This window comes from Sporosarcina sp. BP05, assembly GCF_014282005.1.
Lineage (GTDB): Bacteria > Bacillota > Bacilli > Bacillales_A > Planococcaceae > Sporosarcina.
The window spans coordinates 218,411-243,995 of record NZ_JACFTD010000006.1; the positions used below are offsets into that span (position 1 = coordinate 218,411).

At 42.8% G+C, this 25,585-nt stretch carries 30 protein-coding genes; all 30 read left to right on the forward strand.

Annotation, left to right across the window (positions count from 1 at the left end; genetic code table 11):
* Positions 1-61 precede the first annotated feature (61 nt).
* The 30 genes from rpsA (at position 62) to H2672_RS09665 (ending at position 25,517) form a co-directional block, all read left to right on the forward strand.
* A complete protein-coding gene (gene rpsA, locus H2672_RS09520; RefSeq protein WP_186671074.1) occupies positions 62-1,210 on the forward strand; it encodes a 30S ribosomal protein S1 in 1,149 nt (382 codons plus the stop codon).
* 292 nt (positions 1,211-1,502) lie between these two features.
* Positions 1,503-2,201: a peptidoglycan recognition protein family protein gene (locus H2672_RS19945; protein WP_186671075.1), complete on the forward strand. Its 699-nt coding sequence runs from the start codon at positions 1,503-1,505 to the stop codon at positions 2,199-2,201.
* A 101-nt stretch (positions 2,202-2,302) separates the two neighbouring features.
* Complete coding sequence (locus tag H2672_RS09530; RefSeq protein WP_222439352.1) at positions 2,303-2,530, forward strand: transcriptional regulator; 228 nt, start codon at positions 2,303-2,305, stop codon at positions 2,528-2,530.
* 312 nt (positions 2,531-2,842) lie between these two features.
* Positions 2,843-4,153, forward strand: a complete 1,311-nt coding sequence (gene der, locus H2672_RS09535) for a ribosome biogenesis GTPase Der (protein ID WP_186671077.1) — start codon at positions 2,843-2,845, stop codon at positions 4,151-4,153.
* A 33-nt stretch (positions 4,154-4,186) separates the two neighbouring features.
* A complete protein-coding gene (locus H2672_RS09540; RefSeq protein WP_186671078.1) occupies positions 4,187-5,209 on the forward strand; it encodes an NAD(P)H-dependent glycerol-3-phosphate dehydrogenase in 1,023 nt (340 codons plus the stop codon).
* 198 nt (positions 5,210-5,407) lie between these two features.
* Positions 5,408-5,602, forward strand: coding sequence for a DUF2768 domain-containing protein (locus H2672_RS09545; RefSeq protein ID WP_255485644.1), 195 nt, complete (start codon positions 5,408-5,410; stop codon positions 5,600-5,602).
* Positions 5,602-6,324: a hypothetical protein gene (locus H2672_RS09550; protein WP_370569627.1), complete on the forward strand. Its 723-nt coding sequence runs from the start codon at positions 5,602-5,604 to the stop codon at positions 6,322-6,324. The genes H2672_RS09545 and H2672_RS09550 overlap by 1 nt, the downstream gene beginning before the upstream one ends.
* Before the next feature lie 77 nt (positions 6,325-6,401).
* Positions 6,402-7,880, forward strand: a complete 1,479-nt coding sequence (gene spoIVA / locus H2672_RS09555) for a stage IV sporulation protein A (protein ID WP_186671079.1) — start codon at positions 6,402-6,404, stop codon at positions 7,878-7,880.
* Between the two features lie 162 nt (positions 7,881-8,042).
* Positions 8,043-8,315 carry an HU family DNA-binding protein gene (locus H2672_RS09560; protein WP_067210384.1) on the forward strand — a complete coding sequence of 91 codons (273 nt, stop codon included), beginning with the start codon at positions 8,043-8,045 and terminating at the stop codon, positions 8,313-8,315.
* A 185-nt stretch (positions 8,316-8,500) separates the two neighbouring features.
* Positions 8,501-9,070, forward strand: a complete 570-nt coding sequence (folE, locus tag H2672_RS09565) for a GTP cyclohydrolase I FolE (RefSeq protein ID WP_186671129.1) — start codon at positions 8,501-8,503, stop codon at positions 9,068-9,070.
* Between the two features lie 68 nt (positions 9,071-9,138).
* Positions 9,139-9,360, forward strand: a complete 222-nt coding sequence (gene mtrB / locus H2672_RS09570; protein WP_067210381.1) for a trp RNA-binding attenuation protein MtrB — start codon at positions 9,139-9,141, stop codon at positions 9,358-9,360.
* Positions 9,361-9,410: 50 nt separating this feature from the next.
* Positions 9,411-10,145, forward strand: a complete 735-nt coding sequence (locus tag H2672_RS09575) for a heptaprenyl diphosphate synthase component 1 (protein ID WP_186671080.1) — start codon at positions 9,411-9,413, stop codon at positions 10,143-10,145.
* An 18-nt stretch (positions 10,146-10,163) separates the two neighbouring features.
* Positions 10,164-10,862, forward strand: a complete 699-nt coding sequence (locus tag H2672_RS09580; protein ID WP_186671081.1) for a demethylmenaquinone methyltransferase — start codon at positions 10,164-10,166, stop codon at positions 10,860-10,862.
* A gap of 24 nt (positions 10,863-10,886) precedes the next feature.
* Positions 10,887-11,867: a polyprenyl synthetase family protein gene (locus H2672_RS09585; RefSeq protein WP_186671082.1), complete on the forward strand. Its 981-nt coding sequence runs from the start codon at positions 10,887-10,889 to the stop codon at positions 11,865-11,867.
* 85 nt (positions 11,868-11,952) lie between these two features.
* A complete protein-coding gene (ndk, locus tag H2672_RS09590; protein WP_186671083.1) occupies positions 11,953-12,399 on the forward strand; it encodes a nucleoside-diphosphate kinase in 447 nt (148 codons plus the stop codon).
* A 103-nt stretch (positions 12,400-12,502) separates the two neighbouring features.
* Positions 12,503-13,273, forward strand: coding sequence for a CheR family methyltransferase (locus tag H2672_RS09595; RefSeq protein WP_186671084.1), 771 nt, complete (start codon positions 12,503-12,505; stop codon positions 13,271-13,273).
* Positions 13,274-13,387: 114 nt separating this feature from the next.
* Complete coding sequence (gene aroC, locus H2672_RS09600; protein ID WP_186671085.1) at positions 13,388-14,569, forward strand: chorismate synthase; 1,182 nt, start codon at positions 13,388-13,390, stop codon at positions 14,567-14,569.
* Between the two features lies 1 nt (position 14,570).
* Positions 14,571-15,677, forward strand: a complete 1,107-nt coding sequence (aroB, locus tag H2672_RS09605) for a 3-dehydroquinate synthase (protein ID WP_186671086.1) — start codon at positions 14,571-14,573, stop codon at positions 15,675-15,677.
* A complete protein-coding gene (aroH, locus tag H2672_RS09610; protein WP_255485629.1) occupies positions 15,674-16,039 on the forward strand; it encodes a chorismate mutase in 366 nt (121 codons plus the stop codon). The genes aroB and aroH overlap by 4 nt, the downstream gene beginning before the upstream one ends.
* Positions 16,040-16,067: 28 nt before the next feature.
* Positions 16,068-17,168 (forward strand): histidinol-phosphate transaminase, encoded by a 1,101-nt coding sequence (gene hisC, locus H2672_RS09615; protein ID WP_186671087.1) that lies wholly within the window; start codon positions 16,068-16,070, stop codon positions 17,166-17,168.
* Complete coding sequence (locus H2672_RS09620; protein ID WP_186671088.1) at positions 17,165-18,265, forward strand: prephenate dehydrogenase; 1,101 nt, start codon at positions 17,165-17,167, stop codon at positions 18,263-18,265. The genes hisC and H2672_RS09620 overlap by 4 nt, the downstream gene beginning before the upstream one ends.
* 17 nt (positions 18,266-18,282) lie before the next feature.
* The gene (gene aroA, locus H2672_RS09625) at positions 18,283-19,590 is read left to right on the forward strand and encodes a 3-phosphoshikimate 1-carboxyvinyltransferase (protein ID WP_186671089.1); all 1,308 of its coding nucleotides are present in this window, start codon (positions 18,283-18,285) and stop codon (positions 19,588-19,590) included.
* 38 nt (positions 19,591-19,628) lie between these two features.
* Entirely contained in the window at positions 19,629-20,894 is a 1,266-nt protein-coding gene (locus tag H2672_RS09630) for a tetratricopeptide repeat protein (RefSeq protein ID WP_186671090.1), read from the forward strand.
* A 1-nt stretch (position 20,895) separates the two neighbouring features.
* A complete protein-coding gene (locus H2672_RS09635) occupies positions 20,896-21,447 on the forward strand; it encodes a ReoY family proteolytic degradation factor (protein ID WP_186671091.1) in 552 nt (183 codons plus the stop codon).
* Between the two features lie 57 nt (positions 21,448-21,504).
* Positions 21,505-21,954: a YpiF family protein gene (locus H2672_RS09640; protein ID WP_186671092.1), complete on the forward strand. Its 450-nt coding sequence runs from the start codon at positions 21,505-21,507 to the stop codon at positions 21,952-21,954.
* A 147-nt stretch (positions 21,955-22,101) separates the two neighbouring features.
* Positions 22,102-22,605, forward strand: a complete 504-nt coding sequence (locus tag H2672_RS09645; protein WP_186671093.1) for a QcrA and Rieske domain-containing protein — start codon at positions 22,102-22,104, stop codon at positions 22,603-22,605.
* 23 nt (positions 22,606-22,628) lie between these two features.
* Positions 22,629-23,303: a menaquinol-cytochrome c reductase cytochrome b subunit gene (qcrB, locus tag H2672_RS09650; RefSeq protein WP_186671094.1), complete on the forward strand. Its 675-nt coding sequence runs from the start codon at positions 22,629-22,631 to the stop codon at positions 23,301-23,303.
* Between the two features lie 41 nt (positions 23,304-23,344).
* A complete protein-coding gene (locus H2672_RS09655; protein WP_186671095.1) occupies positions 23,345-24,109 on the forward strand; it encodes a menaquinol-cytochrome c reductase cytochrome b/c subunit in 765 nt (254 codons plus the stop codon).
* Positions 24,110-24,177: 68 nt separating this feature from the next.
* Positions 24,178-24,777, forward strand: a complete 600-nt coding sequence (gene lhaT / locus H2672_RS09660) for a lipoprotein heptaprenylglyceryl N-acetyltransferase LhaT (RefSeq protein WP_186671096.1) — start codon at positions 24,178-24,180, stop codon at positions 24,775-24,777.
* 71 nt (positions 24,778-24,848) lie between these two features.
* The gene (locus H2672_RS09665) at positions 24,849-25,517 is read left to right on the forward strand and encodes a zinc metallopeptidase (protein ID WP_186671097.1); all 669 of its coding nucleotides are present in this window, start codon (positions 24,849-24,851) and stop codon (positions 25,515-25,517) included.
* The last annotated feature ends 68 nt before the right edge of the window (positions 25,518-25,585 follow it).

The window sequence follows — 25,585 nt, forward strand, 5'->3', positions numbered from 1 at the left end:
GTTATTTTGAATAGATTCGCATAATATAGAAGTAGGATTCTTTATGAAGGAGGACTACATAATGACCGAAGACATGAACTTAGAAACAGCGAACATCTACAATGAAGGTGACCGTGTTACTGGGAAAGTGACTAAAATCGAGGAAAAGTCTGTGACAGTTGAAATTGCGGGAGCACCGTTTGATGGTGTTATTCCAATCAGTGAACTATCTAGCCTTCACATTGAAAAAGCTGAGGATGCAGTTGCAGAAGGCGACGAACTTGAACTAATTATCACAAAAGTGGAAGAAGATAATTATGTACTTTCAAAACGTAAAGTCGATGCGGAAGATGCATGGGGTTCTCTTGAAGAGAAATTCAATAATAAAGAAACAATAGAAACGGAAGTAAAAGACGTTGTTAAAGGCGGACTAGTTGTTGACCTTGGCGTACGCGGCTTCATTCCGGCATCACTCGTCGAAGATTATTTCGTCGAAACTTTTGAAGAATATAAAGGCCGTATAATGACATTTAAAATTGTTGAAATGGATAAGGAAAAAAATCGTTTAATTCTTTCTCATCGCGCAGTTATCCAAGAAGAAAAAGCATCACAGAAAGGTGAAGTTTTGGATAAACTTAAAGAAGGCGTAGTACTGGAGGGGACTGTTCAACGTCTTGCAACATTTGGTGCTTTTATTGATATCGGCGGCGTTGATGGACTTGTTCATATTTCCCAACTTTCTCATGATCACATTGAGAAAGTTTCAGATGTTCTAAAAGAGGGCGACAAAGTACAGGTGAAAATCCTTTCGATCGACCGTGATTCAGAACGAATTTCACTTTCCATCAAGGATACATTGGCCGGCCCATGGGAAGGGATTGAGGAGAAGGCTCCTAAAGGATCGACGTTTGAAGGGACTGTGAAACGTCTCGTCTCATATGGTGCATTTATAGAAGTGTTCCCTGGCGTAGAGGGCCTTGTCCATATTTCGCGTATTTCTCACCAACACATCGGCACTCCACATGAAGTGTTGAAAGAAGGTCAAAAAATTAATGTCAAAGTACTAGAAGTCAATACGGATGATAAGCGTTTATCCTTAAGCATTAAAGATCTTATTCAAAAAGAAGACAATAACTCATACGGAAATTATGAAATGCCAGAAGAAGCATCAGGTTTTTCAATGAGCGATGTCATCGGAGATCAATTGAAAAACTTTTCAACTAGAGAATGAGTAGAATGAAATTTTGTTTAGCTTACCTAGTGTGACTAGTTTGTGAACAGTATGAACGAGTATTTCAATGGATGATGATGCCCTTTATGGGTATCATCATCTTTTTTTGCATAGGAAATGTTGACATTCCCGACCCGCGGATAATTAATAACGTATGGATTGTCATAGGGGTTGTCTAGATAGCTCCATATAATAGTAAGCAAGGTGTTTTCTTGTCGTCATGATAAGTCGGTTATTACTAGAGACCATTATTCCGGCGACGGGGCTTTAGTAAAGAAGGAAGGTGAATAATATGCCATATACAATAATCAACAACTACATTCCAACGTCTCTCTATCCACTGAAAGCGACGTACTCAATGACTCCGGAATACATCACCATCCACAATACGGCCAATGATGCGACGGCTATCAACGAAATTGCTTTCATGACGCGGAACACAGCCGCGACCTCGTACCATGTGGCGATCGATGATAAACATGTAGTACAAGCCATTCCGTTTACGCGTAATGGTTGGCACGCGGGAGATGGTGAAGGCGCAGGGAATCGGAAATCCATTGGAATTGAAATCTGTTACTCGGAATTGGGTGGTCAAAAGTATGCGGATGCAGAAAAAAATGCAATCGACTATATAGCACGCTTACTTAAGCGATACGACTGGGGTATTGATCGTGTGAAATTGCATCGGGACTGGAGCGGAAAAAAATGCCCGCATCGTATCATAGATGAGGGGCGTACGACGAACGTTCGAAATGCCATTGCTAAACGCTTGGCAGAATTAAATACCTCAACGCCACCAAAGGAGGATGTACGAATGTTTAATCCAAGCTCAGCGACACTTAAAGTTGCTTACGAACTTTACCTAGCAGATGCCATTAAAGAAGGATTGATTTCCGACAAATGGTTAACAGACTATAAGGCTGGCAAGTTGTCACTTGATGATGCACTTGCACTAAAAGTCATTATTGATCAGCGCAAGAGAGGTAATTAAGGTAGAAGAAACCAAAAGGCGGCAAATCCATCAGGGACAGTCGTCTTTTTTATTTGTCATAAATAGAACATTCATTCCGTATGTTGGTAGTAAGGGAGGGAATGAGTGTGCGTAATCAATTGGTCAAGTCGATGAAGTACAAGGAGTCATTGAATATGATTTACATGGCGAACGACGGTCACATTAGTAAGCGGCGAATTAGGGTGCTGCAAGTAGGCGAGGTATCGTTTCGTGCATACTGTTTTCTTCGTAAATCCAATCGTGCTTTTAAAATAGACAATGTGCTGGCGCTTGTACCTATTAAGGTGAAAGGAAATACGGTGATTTAAATTAAGCTTTGGCGCCATACTGGGGGAGTTAAAGCGGATCGAGGGGGATTTCTTTGTGCTTTTGCGCGCCTAGAGATTGTTCTGTGTGAACTTTGGTACCCGGTGTGTAGGGCCAGCTGCTGCCACAATTTAAAGGACACAAATGGCATCAGTAACTGGCACGATGCGTTTTTTTGTCCGTTTGCCTAGAGATAATGATATACTGTCGTAGTGTGACAAAGACAGTGTTTACAGTTATAAATGTGCCTGTTTAGACGCGTTAATGATTATTGTGTATAATATGCAGAAGATAAGCTGGAAGGATGTTAGATTATGAATAAACCAACAGTAGCGATCGTCGGTAGGCCGAACGTCGGGAAATCGACAATATTTAACCGAATCGTTGGTGAACGAATTTCAATCGTAGAAGACGTTGCGGGTGTAACGCGTGACCGTATTTACAGCTCCGCAGATTGGCTCGCACATGAGTTCAACCTAATTGATACAGGAGGAATCGATATTGGAGACGAGCCTTTTCTTGAGCAGATCCGATTACAAGCGGAGATTGCAATAGACGAAGCGGACGTTATCATTTTCCTCGTGAATGGCCGCGAAGGGGTAACGGATGCTGATGAGCAAGTTGCCAAGATATTGTACAAAACGAAAAAACCTATCGTACTTGCTGTAAACAAAGTTGATAATCCAGACATGCGGGACATGATTTATGATTTCTATTCCCTTGGATTCGGAGAACCTTATCCGATTTCTGGTGCACATGGACTCGGTCTAGGAGATTTGCTTGATGCAGTAGCGAACGACTTCCCAGAACCAGGCGATGAAGAAATCGAAGAAGATGTCATCCGGTTTTCGTTAATTGGGAGACCGAACGTTGGAAAATCATCACTTGTCAATGCATTTTTAGGTGAGGAACGGGTCATCGTCAGTGACATACCGGGAACAACAATAGATGCTATCGATACGGCGTATGAATATGAGGGACAGAAGTATAAGATTATTGATACTGCTGGTATGCGTAAAAAAGGAAAAGTGTATGAAAACGTGGAGAAATATGCTGTTCTTCGTGCACTAAAAGCGATTGATCGCTCAGATGTTGTTCTCATTGTTATCAATGGGGAAGAAGGCATACGTGAGATGGACAAGCGAATCGCAGGCTACGCAGAAGATGCTGGAAAAGGCGTTATGTTTGTTGTCAATAAGTGGGATGCTGTCGAAAAAGATGATAAAACGATGAATAAATTTATTGCGGACATCCGTGATAATTTCCTATTCCTCGACTACGCACCGATTTCTTTTGTTTCGGCAAAAACGAAACAGCGTGTTAATACTTTGTTTGAAAAAGTTAAAATAGTTAATGACAACCATGCACTTCGTATTCAGTCGAGTGTCTTGAACGAAGTGATTGAAGATGCTGTAGCAAGGAACCCGGCACCTAATAATAAAGGCCGTAGATTGCGTATTTATTATGCTACGCAAGTAGCTGTTAAGCCGCCAACTTTTGTCGTTTTTGTGAACGATGTTGAAATCATGCACTTCTCTTATGAACGCTTTTTACAAAACCGTCTTCGCGAGTCATTTGGCTTCGAAGGAACTCCAATCAGGATTATTACACGGGCAAGAAGCTGATCGACGTTACGGAAGAAAGGGTGTCTGTATGACATGGAAAAAGTAACTGTTATCGGAGCCGGAAGCTGGGGAACGGCGATTGCTTTTGTCCTGGCTGAAAATGGTCATGATTGCTTACTTTGGGCGAGGCGTTCTGACCAGTCCGCTGAAATTAACGAAAATCATACAAATAATTCATATTTACCGGGTATTTCGTTACCAACTAATTTGAAAGCAACATCAGATTTGGAGGCGGCGGCAATGCACAGTGATACTGTCATCATCGCCGTTCCCACAAAAGCAATTCGTGATGTCTGTTCCGAACTGAATGCAATGGCAATAAGCCCTAAATTGATTGTCCATGTTTCAAAAGGTATTGAACCGGATTCGTTGAAGCGGATCTCCGAAATGATTTCGGAAGAGCTAGATTCCTCGAAATCGACGGCTATTGTCGTTCTATCAGGACCAAGTCATGCTGAAGAAGTTGTTCTGCGTCATCCGACGACAGTAACGGCTGCATCATTCGATTTGGAAGCGGCAGAAAAGATTCAGGATCTATTTATGAACAATTATTTCCGTGTCTATACAAACCCGGATATAGTTGGAGTGGAAATCGGGGCTGCGCTTAAAAATGTAATTGCATTGGCAGCCGGTATTTCTGATGGACTAGGATACGGCGATAACGCCAAAGCTGCGCTTATTACGCGTGGATTAGCGGAGATTTCAAGGCTTGGCGTGAAAATGGGTGCGAATCCACTTACATTTTCAGGTTTGACAGGTCTAGGAGATTTGATTGTCACGTGTACGAGTGTTCATTCACGCAATTGGAAAGCGGGCAATATGCTTGGAAAAGGGAATAGTCTAGACGAGGTCGTATCAGGCATGGGTATGGTCATCGAAGGTGTACGGACAGCTAAAGCGGCGCATCAGCTTGCAGCCCAGCATGGCGTCTCTATGCCGCTCACAGAGGCACTGTACTCCATACTGTTTGAAGGCATACCCCCAAAACAAGCCGTGGACCAACTTATGAACCGTATGAAGAAGCAGGAAGTTGAAGATCTCTTCGGCAACCGTTGACTTTTAACTTTGTAATTCAAAAAATGGTGAAAATTGACTTCAGATTACGTTGTTAGCTTCCCCCCGCTCTTCACGTATTATAGGTTCACTCATTGTGTGCAAGCGCGGGCTTGGGGCTGTGCTTGCTGGTCCTCTTTGGTCCTTTTTATCCTCATTTTGACTATTGATTATACGAAAGGAGGACTTCCTTTGTCCTCGATGGATAAAATGTGGCTGTCGTTCTATGCAATGGGATTCATGGTTATTTCCATGGGTCTTATTTATGCGAGCCGACATAAGCTTCGAAATAAAGTATTGAAATTACTATTTGCTATAGTTGCCTATTCTTTACTAATCTTCTCATTTTTAGCGATGATCTATCTCGTATTCAATGGGCCGAAAGGGGGGGCGTGATGACAATGTCAGTAAAAAAAATCGGACTACTCCTCATATCTTCCTTGGTTTTTGTTCTATCCGGATGTATGTACCCATCCGAGAAAACAACTGAACAGGAAATTCCGTATGCTGACCAGCTGGAATCAATGCAAAAAGCGGTCAATGCTTATCAGCAAAATTCGGGAGGATTATTGCCCATCAAAACACGTGACCTTGAAACCGATATTTACATCAAATATCCAATTGATTTCTCCAAAGTTGTCCCAGCTTACACGGAAAAAATGCCTTCCAATGCATATGAAACGGGTGGAATCTATCAATATGTGTTGATAGACGTTGAAACAAATCCAACGGTAAAGCTTGTTGACTTACGCACGGCGGAACATATTCGTGATTTAAACCTAAGGAAAAACGTCAATGGTAGGGCTCCATTCAAGGAGTCCGTGGGTGATCATGTCTACGCAGTTGATTTCGAAGCAATGGGCTTTAAAGAGCCGCTGACGGTCCCTAGTCCATACTCAGATGCAGTCTTACCGATTGTTATCGCTGGGGATGGCATTTTTTACATTGATTATTCGATTGACTTGAATCGGATGTTACAAGAAAAGACCCAGATCGTTAAACCAGGGGAAGATATTCGTTTCCTATTAACGGATAACTATCCCATTTTACCGGCCTATTCATTACCTTATACGGTGAATGAAGACAACGAACCAATATTCATGAATAAATCAAAATGAAAAACGTTTCATGCCACGTGCATGAAACGTTTTTATTTTACATAAACTAATATGCGCATCTAAAGGAGGACGATAGAATGAAAGAGGAATTATATGAAAATTTGGCTAGACGCACAGACGGTGATATTTATATCGGTGTTGTCGGTCCTGTCCGTGTAGGGAAATCTACGTTTGTGAAAAGAGTTATGGAAGAAGTCGTAATTCCAAATATGACGGAAGCATCGGATCGAATTCGTGCGCAGGATGAGCTTCCTCAAAGTTCACCAGGCTCAGTTATCATGACGTCAGAACCGAAATTTGTGCCCGCACAAGGGACTTCGGTATCTGTAGGGGATGGTGAGTTGAAGTTTCAAATTAGGCTTGCTGATTGCGTTGGCTATGTGATAGACGGTGTAAAAGGCTATGAAGATGAGAATGGGCCGAAACTGGTTCACACACCATGGCACAACGAGCCGATACCGTTTGAAGAAGCGGCGCGTATTGGTACGGATAAGGTGATTCGTGATCATTCTACCATTGGTATTCTTGTGACGACGGATGGAACGGTAAACAATATTCCGCGAGCAGCAGCCCAAGTTGCTGAGGAGGAAATTGTTGCTAAGTTGAAAGATATTGGCAAGCCCTTTGTCATTGTTCTGAATTCTAAAATGCCTGCCAATGATAGAACAGTCGCATTAAAACAAGAGCTGCATGAAAAATACGGGGTTCCTGTCATTGCGATAAGTGCTGATCAGTTAAACGCACAGGAAATTCAACTTATTTTAAAAGAAGCATTATACGAATTTCCGATTTCAGATATTGAAATTCAAAAACCAGATTGGATGGAAGTACTCGGAAGTGAACATGAGCTGAATGCCAACATCGACAGAGTGATTAATGAAGGATTTTTGGGCGTATCAAAAATCCGCAAAATACAGGAGTTAGCAGAAAGTTTAAAAGACGAAAAATATGTTAAGCATGCAGAAGTCATTGAAGTAGATGCTGGTAAAGGGAAAGCAATCGTGAAAATCTCTATGGATGAACAGGCTTTCCGTGAAATTTGTGAAGGAATTATGGGACAGGAAATCGGCTCGAAAAAAGATTGGTTGTTGTTCGTTCAGGAAGCGGCCAAAGCGAAAAAGTCCTATGACATGTACTCAGAAGCAATCGATACGGCTAGGAAACAGGGCTACGGTGTTGCTCTTCCGACGATTGAGGATTTCAATCCTTCCGCACCGGAACTCATTAAACAGAACAACTTTTTCGGCGTTCGTATGAAAGCAACAGCACCGTCGCTTCACATTATTAGGGTTGATATGGAAGCTGAATTTTCTCCATTAATTGGCTCCGAATTTCATAGCCATCATCTATTAAAAGAATTGAAGAATGCCTATTTACATGATAGAAAGGCTTTATGGGAAACGCAGCTTTTCGGAACGCCGCTCCATGAAGTCATGAAAGAAAGCATCCGTTTCAAAACAGCTTCCGTTCCGATGAAAGCAAGGAAACGTCTGCGGGAGACGATTGAACAGATGGTAAACGACGGAAATAAAGGCATGATTACATTTATCGTATAAAGGAAAAAGATCCGTCAAAAGCGGATCTTTTTCTGTTTTTTTAGCTAAAAGTGCATGATATTAGCGATTACGCGATAATATTGTTGCGTCGGGGATTTTCTTGTGATACTCTTTTTACAGTATTAGAAGCTAGCTAATGCCCTTTGAGAGGAGGTGAATGGTGTGAATAAAACAGAATTGATTACCTCTGTAGCTGAAGCAGCAGAACTGACTAAGAAAGATGCTACAAAAGCTGTCGAAGCTGTATTCGATACGATCCAATCTACTCTTGCAAGTGGTGAGAAAGTACAATTGATCGGTTTCGGTAACTTTGAAGTTCGTGAGCGTGCAGCTCGCAAAGGACGTAACCCTCAATCTGGGGAAGAAATCGATATCGCTGCAAGCAAGGTACCAGCTTTCAAAGCAGGTAAAGCGCTTAAAGACGCGGTAAAATAATCCTTAATTTTACATAGAAGTCCGTCCGTCGTGTCTAATTCATTAGATGCTTGGGGCGGACTTCTTTCCATTAGCGATGCCAGTTACTGCCACCACAAGTAGAGTGAATGAACTGTACGGAAATGGGCGAGTATGCTACTATTTTTGTTGGAATAGCTTTATTTCCGATTGGGAGGTTTCGAATGATGAATGTTGTCGATTATGAGAAAATAGAGAAAGCAGTTTCAATGATCCTTGAAGCAGTTGGTGAAAATCCCGAGCGTGAAGGGCTGATAGATACTCCGAAACGTGTCGCAAAGATGTATGCCGAGGTATTTGAAGGATTAAATAAAGATCCTAAGGATTATTTTAAAACAGTGTTCCATGAAAATCACGATGAAGTTGTACTTGTGAAAGACATACCGTTCTACTCGATGTGTGAACATCACCTTGTGCCGTTTTTTGGGAATGCACATATTGCATACATACCGCGCGACGGAGTTGTTGCTGGCCTAAGTAAATTGGCGAGAGCTGTCGAAACGACTGCCAGAAGACCACAACTTCAAGAACGTATCACATCCACAGTTGCGGAAGCGATGATGGAAATGCTAAATCCAATAGGTGTATACGTAGTAATCGAAGCGGAACATCTGTGTATGACAATGCGAGGCATCAAGAAACCGGGTGCGAAGACAGTCACTACGGTTGCGCGTGGTATATACGAACAGGACGATGTGAAACGGGCTGAGATCCTATCACTAATTAAGATGTCTTGAAGCCTTTGCGAGTAACGCCTTTTCTATGATATGATAAGACCATACAAGAATAGACAGGAGAGGTGAAAATGACACAAACCGACTATATCGTTATAAAAGCGAAAGAAGACGGCGTGAACGTAATCGGTCTGACACGAGGGAACGATACGAAGTTTCATCATACGGAGAAATTAGACCGTGGTGAAGTGATGATCGCACAATTTACGGATCATACGTCAGCAATGAAAATACGTGGCAAAGCTGACGTTCATACTGCATACGGTGTCTTGTCAAGCGAAGGGAAAGACTAATTCGCATTTGACACACTTTTCCGTAGACGTCTTTGAATGGAGATTCGACGATGGAAACCCAAAAAATTAAACTGCATATCGAAAATTATATAGGTGAAGTAGAGAATGCAATTCGTGAACCGATTGTAGATCGGGATGTTGGTCGAATAGCAATCGATGCTGTAAAAGCATTTATTCTCCTGTTGCCAATGTTGAACGGGGAAAGATGGAACAATCGTTTACATACTGCGTCAATAGCAGTTGGTGCTGTTCATGCTGCTTTTGACGCGCATGATTCGATTAATGTGTATGATGCTACATCAAAGCAACAGCAACTTACTGTTTTGTCTGGGGATTATTTCAGCGGAATCCATTATCGGCTACTCGCATCCCTGCCTGAATTTGGTTTCATCCGTTCCTTGTCTGAAACAATCGGACAAATCAACGAGACGAAGACAATTTTTCACGACCAATTACCGGATGGTCCTGAAAAGTTGATTGAAACAGTTAGAATAATCGAAGCAGGATGTATAACTGATTTTTTATATACATTCGGATTTGCACAATATGTCCCGCTAGCCAGTGCAGCATTGTCCCTTCTTTGGTTTGACGAGGGGAATGCCGATTACAATTCTGTTTCGGATAAGCGCTCGCCCCACACAATGAATACTGCTGATACGGATCATGCAATTTTTCAGCTTCATGCTGAAATGCAGAAAGCGCTTGATACAGCTGATTATCTTCAGCCTTTTTTACAGCGGAAAATCCGTAACCTGGTGACACCGTTAATTGGTAAACTGAATTGAAGAAAAGAGGTATAACTCTTGTCAATATCAAAAGAACAGAAAGTTCACACCGTTTTTGAAAAAATATCCGTTGATTACGATAAGATGAATTCCGTAATCAGTTTCAACCAACATAAGAAATGGCGTGATGACATCATGTCACGCATGAACGTCCGTGAAGGCGCTCGTGCGCTGGACGTCTGTTGCGGCACCGCTGATTGGACAATTGCCATTGCGGAAGCTACAGGCGCCACTGGGCATGTGACAGGACTCGACTTCAGCGAAGGCATGCTAGAAGCGGGGAGACCAAAAGTTGCAGCATATCCAACTATTACGCTTGTACAAGGGAATGCGATGGAATTACCGTTCCCTGACAATACCTTCGATTTTGTTACAATCGGTTTTGGGTTGCGTAACGTACCGGATTATTTAGCGGTTTTGAAAGAAATGAACCGCGTCTTAAAGCCGGGTGGAATGATTGCATGTCTAGAAACTTCTCAATCTGAACTTCCGGGCTACAGACAGCTGTTCCGATTTTATTTCAAATTCATTATGCCCATTCTTGGGAAAATATTTGCGAAGAGTTACAAAGAATATTCATGGCTTCAAGAATCGGCAGATGATTTTCCGGGTATGAAACAACTTGCTCAGCTATTCACGGAAGCAGGCTTCACTGGAGTGTCCTTTAAGTCATACAGTGGTGGCGCCGCGGCTGGCCATGTGGGATATAAACAATAAAGACAGCAGGGGAAGGTAATCGTTTTGGAGAAATTGAAGTTATTGTCGCTTTATGGTGATTTCCGAAAGGATCTCGTTTATATAGAAAAGGAACTTGAACGATCCCTCAATTCATCTTCCCCCATCATTCGGCAAGCATCACTTCACCTGCTTCGTGCGGGTGGAAAAAGAATTCGACCTATATTTGTAATTCTGTCTTCCAAGTTTGGTAACTATTCGTTGAAGGATGTGGCTAAGGTTGCTGTCTCACTTGAGCTTGTCCACATGGCATCTCTTGTTCATGATGATGTTATCGATGATTCAGATATGCGTCGTGGCCTTGAAACGGTAAGGGCGCGCTGGGATAACCGAATTGCGATGTATACAGGGGACTTCATCTTTTCACGTGCACTTACATCGATAGGTGAGATTGAAATACCTGCTGTTCATCAGCTGCTTGCAGAGACTATGCTTGAAATTTGTAAAGGTGAAGTCATCCAGATTGATCATCAGCGAAAAACTGATCAGACGATTCGGGATTATTTGCGCCGCATCAAACGAAAGACCGCACTTCTCCTGTCATCCAGTTGTGAGCTCGGCGCTCTTGTTTCAGGAGCTGATCCTGCGAATGTAAGGAAATTGCGTCGCTTCGGTTATTTTGCGGGAATGGCTTTTCAAATTGTTGATGACATTCTTGACATTACATCGACGGATGAAGAACTTGGAAAACCGGCAGGCAGTGATCTGTTGAATGGTCATCTGACATTGCCCATCCTATACATAAAAGACGATGTGAATTTCCAACCTTATATGGAGCGGTCGTTTGACGGGACTTTAACGGAATCAGACCGTGAAGAAATGTTGACCTATATACGCAGTACAGAGGCGATTCAGATGGCGCAAGCTGTGAGCGATTTGTATTTGCAAAAAGCAATGGATGAAATAAGTGCGCTACCTGATGGTGATGCAAATGCTAAAAAGGCATTCATGCAAATTTCTGCATTCATTGGCAGACGGAAGTATTAATGCATTAACAGTTGAAAAATCAGGCATCGGGTGGTACGATCGAAAAGGAGAAATCCTGATACATATATAAGAAGGAGTGTTAAATATGGAAAGAACATTTTTAATGGTTAAACCAGACGGCGTTCAACGTAATCTAATCGGTGAAATCGTGGGTCGTTTTGAAAGCAAAGGTTTCCAACTTGTAGGCGCTAAGCTTATGACTATTTCACAAGAACTTGCTGAGCAACACTACGGCGAGCATAAAGAGCGTCCTTTCTTCGGCGAGCTTGTTGATTTCATCACTTCAGGTCCTGTATTCGCGATGGTTTGGGAAGGCGAAAACGTCATCTCAGTTGGTCGTTTAATGACAGGCGCAACGAACCCGAAAGAATCTGCACCTGGAACAATCCGCGGTGACTTCGCAGTTACTGTTGGCAAAAACATCATTCACGGTTCAGATGCTCCAGAATCAGCTGTTCGTGAAATCGGTCTATTCTTCAATGAAGAAGAACTTGTAACTTATGACAAATCAATGAACAACTGGATCAATTAATTACCTTAAACAGCCGTGCGAATTTCGCACGGCTGTTTTTGTTCTTTCGAAATGGACTCCAATCCGTTATAATAGTAAGAATATATGAACGGAGGAACTAAGATTGCCTGATTATGCTATATTTATTGGAAACATCAAAAAAAAGACGGGTATCGATCTGTCACTTTATAAAGAAGCACAGATGAAAAGAAGACTCACTTCCCTATATGAAAAAAGAGGATACCGTAATTTTATAGATTATTATGAAGCGATACATAATGACAAAGCGCTACTTGAGGAATTCCTTGATCGGATGACCATCAACGTATCTGAATTCTACCGCAATGCCCAGCGATGGGACGTCCTGGAAAAGAAGATTTTTCCCAAGCTCCTTGCTGAAAATAGAAAACTGAAAATTTGGAGTGCTGCCTGTTCTACAGGTGAAGAACCATATTCTATCGCACTTGTTTTATTATCCCATACGCCACTGCGCGATATATCAATTTTGGCAACAGATCTCGATTTAGGCGTCATTGAACGGGCGAAAGTCGGTTTATATCCTGAAAGAGCTTTGAAGGAAGTGCCTCCCTCAATCGTGAAACAGCACTTTGTCAATGAAGGCCATTTTTATCAGGTGAAGGATGACATCAAACGGACAGTGACATTTAAGCAGCAAAACTTGTTGGAAGACCGATACGATACGGGATTCGATTTAATTGTCTGCCGCAATGTAATGATTTATTTTACAGAAGAAGCAAAAAATCAGATTTACACGAATTTTTCCAAGTCGTTGAAACAAGGCGGAATTCTTTTTGTGGGAAGTACAGAACAGATTTTCAATCCTTCAAAATACGGATTAGAATCAGAAGACACGTTCTTTTATAGGAAAATTTAAAATATCCGGATAACATTCCGGATATTTTTAATATAAACATATAGTCAAAAGCATCTTACTTTGGTAGAGTGCTATAAAACGAATGGTAATCCATTCGTCGGAGGAGGAAATGGAATGAGGTATTTCACAGCTGGTGAATCACACGGTCCCCAATTGACTGCAATCATTGAGGGGCTGCCTGCCCAAATGGAATTGACTACTGAAATGATAAATGGGGAACTTTCGAGACGTCAAGGTGGACATGGGCGCGGAAGACGTATGCAAATAGAAAAAGATCAGGTTGTCATTTCGTCAGGTGTGCGCCATGGTAAAACACTTGGTTCACCGGTTACGTTGACGGTTGTTAACGATGATTGGAAACATTGGACATCGATTATGGGAGTAGAGCCACTTGCAGACGATGTGTTGCCAGAAGATGTGAAACGACAAATAACGCGCCCAAGACCAGGCCATGCAGATCTTGTAGGCGGTATGAAATATGGTCATCGTGATCTGCGCAACGTCTTAGAACGGTCGTCAGCCCGTGAGACAACGATGCGCGTGGCAATTGGTGCGGTCGCAAAACAGTTCCTTCGCGAACTTGGTATCGAAACTGTCGCACATGTAACAGAAATTGGAGGATTCACAACAAATCCAGATACATATGCAGGAAAAGGTACGGAAGAGCTCCGCAACATCATCGAGAACGACCCTGTCTACTGTGCAGACCCTGAGGCTTCGAAAATGATGGTGCAAGCAATTGATGACGCGAAAGGTCGTGGAGACACGGTTGGGGGCGTCGTAGAAGTGATCATTGAAGGATGTCCACCTGGAATCGGGAGCTATGTTCAATTTGATCGGAAGATGGACGGTAAACTTGCAGGAGCGATGATGAGCATCAATGCGTTTAAAGGCGTTGAGATTGGACTCGGATTTGAGATGGCAAAAATGCCAGGCAGTAAAGTGCATGACGAAATCGCTTGGAGTGAAGAACGAGGCTATTTCCGTAAATCAAACCGCTTGGGTGGCCTTGAAGGGGGAATGACGACGGGGATGCCGATTGTTGTCAGGGGCGTTATGAAACCTATCCCTACCTTGTACAAACCGCTTGAAAGTGTCGATATTAATACGAAAGAACCGTTCGTTGCAACTATCGAACGCTCGGACCCTTGTGCGGTACCCGCAGCTTCTGTTGTAGCAGAACATGTCATTGCAACTGAAATGGCAAAGGCCATCATGGAAGAATTCCGTTCAGACACGATGGACGTCCTCAAAAAGGATATTGAAGAATATAGACGGTATATAAAGGGGTTTTAATATGGGGAAACTTACGGTTGCTGTCCGGGATCATCACTATAACGTTCATATAGGTCAAGATACGTACAAACTATTTGCCACAGAATATGCTGAACTCCTCGGTACTGTCGACCGAATTGCAATCATTGCGGATGAACGGGTTGCAGCTATCTATTTGCCACTGCTACAAAAGGCATTGGAGTCCGTAAACTGTGAAATTAGTGTGAAAACAGTCCCTGCCGGGGAAAGCTGTAAAACATCCACTGTGTATGTCGATTGCCTCTCTTTTTTGTTGAATGAAAAATTCACAAGGGATTCCCTACTTATTGCTTTTGGTGGAGGCGCATGCGGTGATCTCACTGGTTTCGTCGCTGCGACATTTATGAGGGGTATTAGGTACTTGCAATGCCCTACAACAATCTTGGCGCATGACAGTGCAGTGGGGGGCAAAACGGCAATCAATATGCCTGAAGGGAAAAATATGGTCGGCTCTTTTCATCAGCCAATTGGAGTTCTATTCAACACAGTGCTCTTGGAATCACTTCCACCTCGAGAAATCAGATCGGGCATGGCGGAATTGTTGAAACACGCGCTTATTTCAGATGTAGAATGGACGCAAGAGTTATTGTCTACCCCTTCTTTTTCTCACCCGAGCATTGAATGGTTATCACACGAACTGTTACGGGGAATCGAAGTGAAAGCGGAAATCGTCTCACAAGATGAATTTGAGCATTCAACTCGAAAGTATCTAAACTTCGGTCATACATTCGGCCATGCTGTAGAAGGAGTATGTGGATTCGGTGGTTTAAGCCACGGAGAGTCGGTTATGATCGGCATGGCATATAGTCTTATTTTAAGTGAAAGCCATGGCACGATTGATGAAGTATTGACAAATCACTTCATCCAATTTGCACATACGCATGGCTATACATTCCAACCGGTTCATGAAAATGTATTTGATGTATTTATGAATTATATGGAAAAAGATAAAAAAGTCTCTTTCGGTAAGCTGAACTTTGTTTTGCTTGATGGTATCGGAAAACCCTATGTAAAAGAACTGTCAAAAGCACAATGTGAACAAGCATTTGATCAATTGAGACAAAGAACGAAAGGGGATGGGATGAAATGATGGTAAGAGGACTAAGGGGAGCAACGACAGTCGAGAATGACGAAGAACAAGCCGTTCTTGAAGCGACGCAAGCATTGGTCGAAGAAATGGTGAAAGAGAACAGTGTTTTACCTGGGGATATCATTTCGGTACTTATCTCTACGACGACGGACATCAAATCGACCTTTCCTGCAAAAGCAGTTCGATCGATTGATGGATGGATGTACGTCCCGGTTATGTGTACGCATGAGATGGACGTGTCGGGGGCAATGCCGTTATGCATCAGAGCACTTATGCATGTGAATACTGATATTCCCCAACGTTATGTAAAACATATTTATCAAAAAAACGCAGTTAAGTTACGACCGGATTTACAAAAATAACCCATATCTATTGACCGGAGGGAATTTTATGAACTGGAAAAAAGCGCTTGATAGTATACAACCATATAAACCAGGCAGATCGATTGAGGAAGCAAAACGAATATACGGTCTGGATGAAGTTGTAAAACTTGCTTCAAATGAAAATCCGTATGGCTGTGCACCATCCGTCAGAGATTTTTTGACATCATCAGCAATCCAGCATGAAATGTATCCGGACGGCTATGCGGGGGGATTACGGAAGAAACTTGCGGTGAAACACCAAGTTGACGAAACATCGTTGTTATTCGGAAACGGCTCAGACGAGATCATTATGATCATTTCAAGGGCGCTCCTTGGTAAAGGAGTGAATACGGTTATGGCGACACCTACATTCCCGCAATATGCCCATAATGCGAGAATTGAAGGGGCCGAAATTCGAGAAGTAGCATTGAAGAAGGGTCATCATGATTTGGAAGGATTCTTGGGAGCTATCAATGGAGAGACGGCCGTTGTTTGGCTGTGCAATCCGAATAATCCGACCGGTAATTTGATTCCTAGCGACGCTTTAAAGGGTTTTCTTGAACAAGTTTCAGAAAATATCCTTGTCGTTCTTGACGAAGCGTATTTCGAATACATTACTGATTCTGAGCATATTGACTCGATTTCATTGCTGGAAGAATTCCCGAATATCATTATTTTGCGGACGTTTTCAAAAGCATACGGATTGGCAGCATTCAGAGTGGGCTATGCAGTTGGTCACCCGAAAGTTATTTCTAATCTGAATAAAGTGCGGAGTCCGTTCAACAATAACTCGCTTGGTTTAGCAGTTGCGGAAAAAGCGCTTAAGGACGAAGCGTTCGTCGAACAATGCCGTAACTTGAATCAGGAACAAAGGCAAAGGTTTAAACAGTATGCTTCTGACAACAAACTGCATGTATTTGATTCTGAAACGAATTTTGTTTTAATTGCAGTGCCAGGTGATGCAGATGACGCTTCAGAAAAATTATTGCAGCAGGGATTCATCGTTAGAAGTGGCAATGCACTTGGAACCCCGGGTTATATAAGAGTGACGATTGGGTCGGGAGCTCAGACTAGCAACTTCTTTAAGGCATTTGATACGTTGTTGCAATCCGAGGGTTCACCCGTATGAAACCAAATGTCGCGATAATTGGACTTGGCCTGATCGGTGGTTCGCTCGGGCTTGCCTTGAAACGTAACCCTGGTCTGCAAGTAACAGGGTACGACCGATCCTTCAGTACGTTGGAGCAAGCATTCCGTAGGGGAATCATCGATACAATTGCCACGTCCATTGAGAATGCATGTGAACATGCGGATGTCATCATTTTTGCCACGCCGGTCAATACAACGGTTGCAATGATGCATCAAGCGGTCAACTGGAAATTGAGAGCCGACGTCATTATGACAGATACGGGCAGTACGAAAGGTCCGATCATGGATGCTGCAAGACAATTGCTTGAACGTGGCATTACGTTTATCGGGGGCCATCCAATGGCAGGGTCTCATAAAAGTGGGGTAACTGCGGCTAAAGAGCATCTATTTGAAAATGCGTATTATATATTAACACCAGATTCACAAACAGACAGCGCAAAGGTCGAGCAGCTTCGCTTTCTACTCGGTCCGACGAAAGGCAAAATTGTCGTGCTCGATTCTGAAGAACATGATCGGATGACAGCAATCGTTAGCCATTTCCCGCATCTCGTTGCTTCTTCGCTCGTTGGAAGGCTGTCAGCACAACAAGAAGAGCAGCCGTTTGTTAAAAAACTTGCGGCAGGCGGATTTCGTGACTTGACCCGAATTGCATCTGCAGATCCTATCATGTGGCGTGATATTACGACCCAGAACAGGGAAGAGTTGTTAAAGCAGCTTGACGGGTGGCTTGAAGAGATGGAAAATGTTCGAAATATGCTAAAATCGAATGACCCCGACAAAATATATGATTATTTTGCAGGAGCGAAACAGTTCCGAGACGACTTACCGATTACGTCTCAGGGTGCATTCTATATGACATTCGATTTGCATATTGATATCCCGGATCACCCTGGTATCATTTCGGAAATTACAAAAATACTCGCGGATGAACGAATCAGTTTAACAAATATCCGAATCGTTGAGACGCGGACAGATGTCTTTGGTATTCTTGTTATCAGCTTTCAAACGACTGATGACCGGGAACGGGCAAAATTCGCTCTTTCCAAAACAATGAATTTTAGCATGTACATAGTTTGAATGGGGGGCTTTTCTTGGTGGAGACGAAACTAGTGGAGTTCAATAAACCAGAATTGAAGGGTAATGTGGTAGTTCCAGGCGATAAATCGATATCGCACCGGGCTGTGATGCTCGGTTCCATCGCTGAAGGTAAAACGCAAATTACCGGATTTTTAGACGGAGAAGATTGCCTGCGAACAATTGATATCTTTCGACAACTTGGCGTATCAATTGAAAGAGACGGCACTAATGTCACAGTAGATAGCCCTGGAATGCAGGGGTGGCAAACACCGTCTGAAGATCTTTTTGCAGGTAATTCAGGGACAACAGCTCGTCTAATGCTTGGAATACTTGCAGGCTCAACTATCAAGTCCGTTTTGACGGGAGATGAATCACTGTCAAAGCGTCCAATGAATAGAGTTACACTGCCCTTGTCGTCCATGGGGGCTTCTGTAGTAGGAGAACCAGATGGCAATCTACTGCCACTCACCATTACTGGTAGACCGCTCTCTGCAATTGAATACGACATGCCTGTTGCCAGTGCCCAAGTAAAATCTGCTATTCTATTTGCAGGTTTAAATGCCGAAGGGACAACTGTTATTAGTGAGAAGACAGTATCACGTGATCATACTGAACGTATGCTGCTACAATTTGGAGCGGAGGTTCATGTGGACCGAACTAAAGTTAGTGTCGAGGGCGGAAATGTGCTCCGGGGCAAGGATGTGTTGGTGCCAGGTGATATTTCATCAGCGGCATTTTTCATGGCTGCAGCTGCAATGATTAAGGGGAGTTCTGTTACCTTTACGAATGTTGGGCTTAATCCGACAAGGACAGGGATATTGGATGTGCTTATGAATATGGGTGCTTGTGTTGAAATCCTTGAAGAAGTTAACGGAGCCGGCGAACCGTATGGTACTGTAAAAGTATCCTACGAAGGATTGCGTGGTACCGAAATCAGCGGGGACTTAATACCAAGGCTCATCGATGAACTGCCTGTTATCGCTTTGCTCGCAACGCAGGCCGAAGGAACAACAGTTATTAAAGACGCAGGAGAACTACGGGTCAAAGAGACAGATAGAATTGCTGCGGTAACATCAGAGTTGAAAAAGTTGGGTGCAAATATCGAAGCGACGGACGATGGGATGATCATTCATGGGCCTACGGAACTCTCGGGTGGCACACTTGATTCTTACGGCGATCATAGATTGGGCATGATGGCTGCAATTGCAGCACTTGTCGCGTCAGCTTCAATTCAAATCGAAGATCCGTCATGCATAGCTATTTCATATCCAGGATTCTTCGCGGACTTGGAAAAGCTCGCTGTTTCGATAAATACAAAAGGATAACAGTTGGATGTATACATTTTGAAAGTTCAGGTGAAAATATGGGACAGTTAGAAGAAATTGAACGAGCTATTTTAGAAGGTGATGTAGAAGTACTCACCGGTATCATTGATCAGTTAACGGGGTCGACCGATTTCGATTTGCTCTATGAAGCGGCAGATTTATTTGCTAGCTACGGATTCATGGGGGAGGCTGATCGCCTTTTTGAAACGTTGCGTCTTCATTTGCCAGATGAGGCCCAGTTGAAAATTGATCGCGCCGGTACATTACTTGAGCTTGGGGAAGAGGATGAAGCGCTTCTTCTTCTCACGGATGTAGGGCCGGACGACGAGGAATATGTTCAAGCCCTTTTAGCGTTAGCAGATTATTATCAGATGTCCGGAATGGCGGAAGCAGCTCTTTCGAAGATTAAGGAAGCTCATGAACTTGTACCAGATGAGCCCGTCATTCGGTTTGCGTATGCGGAATTGCTCCTTGATTCTGGGAAGTACGGAGAGGCTACACGAATGTATCTTGATTTGAATGATGAAACGGATGAAATCGGCGGAATTCGTATTGTATCAAGGCTTGCGGAAACATATAGCGCCGGTGCTGCTTACGAAGAAGCAATACCTTACTACGAAGAAATGTTACAGGATAACGCCTTGCCAGATACACTTTTCGGGGCGGCATTTGCCTACTTCCAAAGTGGCAATGCAGAAAAAGCGGTTATTTTGCTAGACGATTTAATTGAAATGGATCCAGACTACTTTTCTGCTTATATGCTGGCAGGACAGTCTTTGTCAGTATTAGGTGATGACCAAAGAGCTTACGATATGTTCAAAGACGGAATCCGCAGGGACGAATTTGATAAGGAACTGCAATTAACCGCTGGGAAATCAGCATTGAAGTTAGGGATTCCAGAAAAAGCGGAAGAACATTTGAAAGAAGCATTGGCACTTGATCCCGAATACATTGAAGCACTTATTACGCTTGCGTCGCTGTACAATGAGAGAGAACAGAGCCCTGAATTGCTCGATCTACTTACGTACTCAAAAGAAAATCAAGTCGACATTCCTTTATTGGATGCGTTCATGGCCTATGCGTACGAACGTGAAGAACAATATGCCGATGCATACACATCCTATGGTAACGCATATATTGGGATGAAGGATGACCACGATTTTCTTGGAAACTTTGCCAAATTCCTGCTTGAAGAAGGAAAACGTGATGAAGCCCTCAAAATAGTCAAGGAATTGGTTGCGCTTGTTCCTGATGATGAGAATTGGAGAGCTTTTCTAGAAGCACAAAATGACGTGGAGGTGTGACATGACGGCCATGATTCCTGTCGCTGCTAAAAAGGACTTTGTGCGTTGGTTCTTAAAGCGCTACAAATTGAAGCGCCGTGAATGTGTTTGGATTTTAAATTACCTTCTTAGCCATGAACAACTACTTCAAAACGTTCACTTTACGGATGAAGCACATTACTGTCCAAGGGCGATGGTAATGTCAACAACAGGCTCAGAAAGCATTCCGTTTCGCTTTTATAAAGGGAACTTAATGACCGCAGATGCCGAAAAATCGTTTCATGATTTAAGACTTCATCCAGATGATAAGATGTATATACAACTTAATTTTTCGAACAGCCACACTTGCCCGGAATATGCGAGCGTTCGGGAGGAAAACCCTTTTCTTCCGGATTATTTACAGGTGAGTGAAGGCGATCGGGAAATTGCAGAACAATTGCTGGTAGAAAGTGCTGCTTTAATGACCGTTGATATGCTTATGAAAAGGGTTGATGAGGCCCTCGATACAAATGATAAGGAGCGGTTCATTGCACTATCTGCGCTGTTAAATGACATGAAGGTATCGAAGAACTAATGACTCCGCCTAATCTGGTGGAGTTCTTTACTGATTTTTCAAGGAGGTAATTGTGTAATGAACTGGACTGCACAAGATATGGATACATATTTGCAACAGAAAGAATATATAGATACACTTATTGTACCTCTGCTTAAAGTGGATACAGTGACGGAAGGAATGAAAAACAGCGCGTCATCTTCGGAGTTTCTGATGCATCTTACAACATTCATCGAAACGCAATTCAAAGGGCGTATGATGCTAATGCCACCATTTGCTTATACGCAGTCAATGGATCTGACAGAAATGGCAGCAACACTGTCTCGGGACCTTGCGGTTGCACCATTTAAACACGTATTTTTCTTGACGACTGATGTTGCGTGGACAAGCCTCAAAGTAGATGGTGAAGTAATCTGGTTGCCATCAATTCCGCTTGAAAGTATGGATCCACAATTAAGAAAAACAATCATAGAAGATCAGCTTCGACAGGTTTTACCACGCTTCACGAAAAAATGGTCGGGGCAGTAAAATTCGATATTTGTTCACAAACTTACATCCATACAGAAAGCAGGATTGAATTTCCTTTAGTATTGATATATCATAGATATGTCCTAGTATTACAATTAGCAAAAGAATGTCCGTTGGACTGACCTTTAAGTAAGAGGAGGGAAAATAATGAGCAAGAAAGTGTCAAGACGCCAATTCATGAGTTATACACTTATGGGTGTTGGTGGATTCATGGCTTCAGGTATGTTGATGCCGATGGTCCGTTTTGCAATCGACCCTGTCTTGCAGAAGAAAGATGAAGGAGACTTCATCCCGACTCCGCAAAAATTCGACGAACTAACGGAAATGCCGGTTCGTGTCGATTTCACTATCAAAGATCGTAAGGATGCCTGGTATAAATCTGACGTGTCAAACACTGCTTGGGTTTATAGAGAAGGCGATACGGTCATCGCGCTTTCTCCTGTTTGTAAACACCTTGGTTGTACGGTGAACTGGGGCGGCGATGAATCGCATCCAGACCAATTTTTCTGTCCATGCCACGCAGGACGTTATATGAAAAATGGTGACAACGTAAAAGGAACGCCACCGCTCGGACCACTTGACGAATTTGACGTTAAAGTCGAAGGCGGATTCGTGTATCTTGGAAAAACAAAACCGAACACATTAGTTTAAAAATGTAAGGGGGTACGACCGAAGTGCTAAATAAAATTTATGATTGGGTTGACGAACGGTTGGATATCACCCCGATTTGGCGCGATATCGCAGACCACGAAGTACCTGAGCACGTAAACCCTGCACATCACTTTTCTGCATTCATTTATTGTTTCGGAGGACTGACATTCTTTATCACTGTCATCCAGATTCTATCTGGTATGTTCCTTACAATGTATTACACACCGGACATTGAAAATGCATGGAAATCCGTTTATTACCTTCAAAATGAAGTAGCATTCGGTGAAATTGTGCGTGGGATGCACCACTGGGGAGCATCACTTGTTATCGTTATGATGTTCCTACATACGCTGCGTGTATTCTTTACAGGCTCTTATAAGAAACCACGTGAACTTAACTGGGTTGTCGGGGTAATGATCTTCGGCGTCATGCTCGGCCTTGGTTTCACAGGTTATCTATTGCCATGGGATATGAAAGCATTGTTTGCTACGAAAGTAGGAATTGAAATTGCAGCTTCAGTCCCGTTCATCGGTGAATCAATTAAAGTACTCCTTGCTGGGGACTCAACGATTCTAGGTGCACAAACATTAACGCGATTCTTCGCGATTCATGTATTCTTCTTACCAGCTGCTTTGCTTGGGTTGCTTGCAGCACACTTTATCATGATCAGAAGACAAGGTATTTCAGGACCGCTATAAGAATTACTAGCGTCCAACGATTTTAAAAAGGAGGGGACATTATGCAACGCGGAAAAGGGATGAAATTTGTCGGAGATTCGCGCATTAAGGCTAATAACAAGATGCCGAACGTCCCGAAAGATTACTCAGAATATCCGGGTAAAACGGAAGCCTTCTGGCCTAACTTCCTCTTGAAAGAATGGCTGATTGGTGCCGTTTTCCTTATTGGATATTTAATATTAACAGTTGCTCATCCGTCCCCGCTTGAACGTCAGGCGGACCCGACGGATACGATGTATATGCCGGTTCCAGACTGGTATTTCCTATCTATGTATCAATTGTTAAAGTATCAGTTCGCTTCAGGGCCGTTTAATATTATTGGTGCTATTATCATGCCGGGTCTTGCATTCGGTGCACTCATGCTTGTTCCATTTATGGATACTACGAAGGAGCGCCGCGCAATTAAACGTCCGCTTCCGACTGCATTCATGCTACTTTCATTCGCCGCTTTATTCTACCTAACATGGGAATCATATGTGAACCATGACTGGGCTAAACAGAAAATACAAGGCGCGATTGTTGAAGAAGTTGAATTCGATACTGAATCTGAAGGTTATCAAATCTACGCTGGGGCGAGCTGTATTGGTTGTCACGGCGATGCATTCCAGGGTGGACTAGGTAAGCCATTAGTTAACACTGGTTTGACAGCTGAACAAATCGTAACGATTGCTCACGATGGACAAGGTGACATGCCTGCCGGAACATGGGAAGGTTCAGATGAAGATTTACAAATACTTGCCGAGTTTATTGAAGGCTTGAAAAACTAGTAACAAAAAAGAGTCAGGAAACTGACTCTTTTTTTGTATACATATTACGTTACTTTGGAGAGGTGCCCATGGTTTTATTTATACAGAAGATTTGGCTCGTCCTATCTCATAAATCATTTCTTTGGATTCTGTTATTTATTAACTTAAGCGGCACGGTGTTTGGCTATGATTGGTATATGTGGCAACTTAAAATAACGGAGCCAAAGTATTGGATTTTTGTGCCGGACAGTCCTACGGCTAGCCTCTTTTTCACGCTTGCCATCATTGGCTGGCTAATCGGTAGGAACTTTAAGTTAATCGAAGCGCTAGCGCTTATAACGCTTGTTAAATACGGTCTATGGGCTGTCGTTATGAATCTCCTAACGCTTGTCGAGACAGGTTCAATCGGCTGGATGGGCTGGATGCTTATCGGCTCACATTTTGCAATGGCACTTCAGGCAGTATTGTACAGCCCGTTGTATAGGTTTTCACTCATCCATATTGTAATTGCGGCAGTTTGGACTCTCCATAATGATGTCATCGATTACGTTTACGGACAGATGCCAATTTATCTGGATTTGATGAAACATATGGATCATATCGGTTACTTCACATTTTGGTTATCCATCGCCTGCATTTTACTTGCTTATTGGGTATGGAAGAAGAGATCGCAAACTGTTATATGGTAATAGTAAATAGTTGCGGATGAAGTGAGACCGTTATAGAATAAGTCATATAGAGAAAAGAGAGGAAGTTGACTATGTTCTGGATTTACTTAGGAGCAATTATACTATTGCCACTTTACGCTCAATTCAAAGTGAAAAGCACATACAAAAAGTATTCTAAAGTGCGTTCTACATCTGGAATGACAGGTGCTGAGGTCGCGCGTCTTATCCTTGATCAAAATGGATTACAAAATGTGCAAGTGGTCGAAAGCCAAGGGTTTCTGACTGATCACTATAATCCACTAACGAAAATTATTGCATTATCTACACATAATTTCCGTGAGGCATCCGTCGCAGGAACAGCAATTGCAGCACACGAAGTTGGTCATGCCATACAGGATAAGGAAGCCTATTCTTATCTACGTTTCCGTCACCGTTTAGCACCAGTTGCAAGTATTACTTCCAATGCATCTTGGGTTTTCATTATGATTGGTGTGATTTTCTCAAGCATGAATTCTTTGCTTGGAATCGGTATCGCGCTACTAGCAGTCGGAGTTTTGTTCCAAGTGGTTACATTGCCGGTTGAATTTAACGCATCTACACGTGCTATGAATCAGATTGTTACACTAGGTATTATTCGCAATGAAGAAGAAAAAAGTGCGAAAAAAGTATTGAGCGCAGCGGCGATGACTTACGTCGCAGCAACTGCTGTTGCAGTACTTGAGCTAGTTCGTCTTATCCTGATTTTTAGAGGCAGAGACTAAGTAGAATATAAAAAATCCGTCCTCAGAATTTGAGTGACGGTTTTTTTAGTTAGTGAGTACATGTTGAA

What these genes read in the sequence shown, in the direction of transcription:
- rpsA (WP_186671074.1), top strand. Translation starts at nt 62, where the DNA reads ATGACCGAAGACATGAACTTAGAAACAGCGAACATCTACAATGAAGGT.
- H2672_RS19945 (WP_186671075.1), top strand. Translation starts at nt 1,503, where the DNA reads ATGCCATATACAATAATCAACAACTACATTCCAACGTCTCTCTATCCA.
- H2672_RS09530 (WP_222439352.1), top strand. Translation starts at nt 2,303, where the DNA reads ATGAGTGTGCGTAATCAATTGGTCAAGTCGATGAAGTACAAGGAGTCA.
- der (WP_186671077.1), top strand. Translation starts at nt 2,843, where the DNA reads ATGAATAAACCAACAGTAGCGATCGTCGGTAGGCCGAACGTCGGGAAA.
- H2672_RS09540 (WP_186671078.1), top strand. Translation starts at nt 4,187, where the DNA reads ATGGAAAAAGTAACTGTTATCGGAGCCGGAAGCTGGGGAACGGCGATT.
- H2672_RS09545 (WP_255485644.1), top strand. Translation starts at nt 5,408, where the DNA reads ATGGATAAAATGTGGCTGTCGTTCTATGCAATGGGATTCATGGTTATT.
- H2672_RS09550 (WP_370569627.1), top strand. Translation starts at nt 5,602, where the DNA reads ATGACAATGTCAGTAAAAAAAATCGGACTACTCCTCATATCTTCCTTG.
- spoIVA (WP_186671079.1), top strand. Translation starts at nt 6,402, where the DNA reads ATGAAAGAGGAATTATATGAAAATTTGGCTAGACGCACAGACGGTGAT.
- folE (WP_186671129.1), top strand. Translation starts at nt 8,501, where the DNA reads ATGAATGTTGTCGATTATGAGAAAATAGAGAAAGCAGTTTCAATGATC.
- mtrB (WP_067210381.1), top strand. Translation starts at nt 9,139, where the DNA reads ATGACACAAACCGACTATATCGTTATAAAAGCGAAAGAAGACGGCGTG.
- H2672_RS09575 (WP_186671080.1), top strand. Translation starts at nt 9,411, where the DNA reads ATGGAAACCCAAAAAATTAAACTGCATATCGAAAATTATATAGGTGAA.
- ndk (WP_186671083.1), top strand. Translation starts at nt 11,953, where the DNA reads ATGGAAAGAACATTTTTAATGGTTAAACCAGACGGCGTTCAACGTAAT.
- aroC (WP_186671085.1), top strand. Translation starts at nt 13,388, where the DNA reads ATGAGGTATTTCACAGCTGGTGAATCACACGGTCCCCAATTGACTGCA.
- aroB (WP_186671086.1), top strand. Translation starts at nt 14,571, where the DNA reads ATGGGGAAACTTACGGTTGCTGTCCGGGATCATCACTATAACGTTCAT.
- aroH (WP_255485629.1), top strand. Translation starts at nt 15,674, where the DNA reads ATGATGGTAAGAGGACTAAGGGGAGCAACGACAGTCGAGAATGACGAA.
- hisC (WP_186671087.1), top strand. Translation starts at nt 16,068, where the DNA reads ATGAACTGGAAAAAAGCGCTTGATAGTATACAACCATATAAACCAGGC.
- H2672_RS09620 (WP_186671088.1), top strand. Translation starts at nt 17,165, where the DNA reads ATGAAACCAAATGTCGCGATAATTGGACTTGGCCTGATCGGTGGTTCG.
- H2672_RS09630 (WP_186671090.1), top strand. Translation starts at nt 19,629, where the DNA reads ATGGGACAGTTAGAAGAAATTGAACGAGCTATTTTAGAAGGTGATGTA.
- H2672_RS09635 (WP_186671091.1), top strand. Translation starts at nt 20,896, where the DNA reads ATGACGGCCATGATTCCTGTCGCTGCTAAAAAGGACTTTGTGCGTTGG.
- H2672_RS09640 (WP_186671092.1), top strand. Translation starts at nt 21,505, where the DNA reads ATGAACTGGACTGCACAAGATATGGATACATATTTGCAACAGAAAGAA.
- H2672_RS09645 (WP_186671093.1), top strand. Translation starts at nt 22,102, where the DNA reads ATGAGCAAGAAAGTGTCAAGACGCCAATTCATGAGTTATACACTTATG.
- H2672_RS09655 (WP_186671095.1), top strand. Translation starts at nt 23,345, where the DNA reads ATGCAACGCGGAAAAGGGATGAAATTTGTCGGAGATTCGCGCATTAAG.
- lhaT (WP_186671096.1), top strand. Translation starts at nt 24,178, where the DNA reads ATGGTTTTATTTATACAGAAGATTTGGCTCGTCCTATCTCATAAATCA.
- H2672_RS09665 (WP_186671097.1), top strand. Translation starts at nt 24,849, where the DNA reads ATGTTCTGGATTTACTTAGGAGCAATTATACTATTGCCACTTTACGCT.